The following is a 542-nucleotide window of genomic DNA, read 5'->3' on the forward strand; positions in this document are numbered from 1 at the left end:
CGATTATTACTTTCCAGTATTAAAGGCCTATCCTGAAACGACATTTGGCGGCGTGTTCGAAACCGAAACCAATTATAAAGACCCTGCAGTGCAGTCGCTGATTGATGAGCAAGGTTATTATGTGATGCCGCCTATTCCATTTGCTGATCAGACACCAAATGTCGAGCTTGGTCTACCTTATCCAGCGGCTCCAAACGCTCAGAACTGGCTTGGTACTGATGATATGGGTCGCGATGTGCTCGCAAGGATACTTTATGGTATGCGCGTCTCATTGTTGTTTGGTCTGGCGCTGACGCTCGCTGGTGCTCTCATCGGGATTATTGTCGGTGCAATACAAGGTTATTACGGCGGCTGGGTAGATCTGGCAGGGCAGCGCTTTATGGAAGTATGGGGCGGTATGCCTCAGCTATTTATGATTATTATTTTGGTCAGTCTGTTTAGTCCCAGTATTACTATGCTATTTGCCATGATGCTGTTATTTGGCTGGATGGGTCTGGTCGGTTTGGTAAGAGCAGAGTTCTTACGTGCCCGTAATTTTGACT

At 47.0% G+C, this 542-nt stretch carries 1 protein-coding gene; it reads left to right on the forward strand.

Annotation, left to right across the window (positions count from 1 at the left end):
- The coding region (locus tag ACS8FC_RS20335; RefSeq protein WP_439298117.1) for an ABC transporter permease subunit at positions 1 to 542 on the forward strand (542 nt) is incomplete at both ends.

The sequence above is a fragment of the Psychrobacter sp. 1Y4 genome (assembly GCF_051847555.1).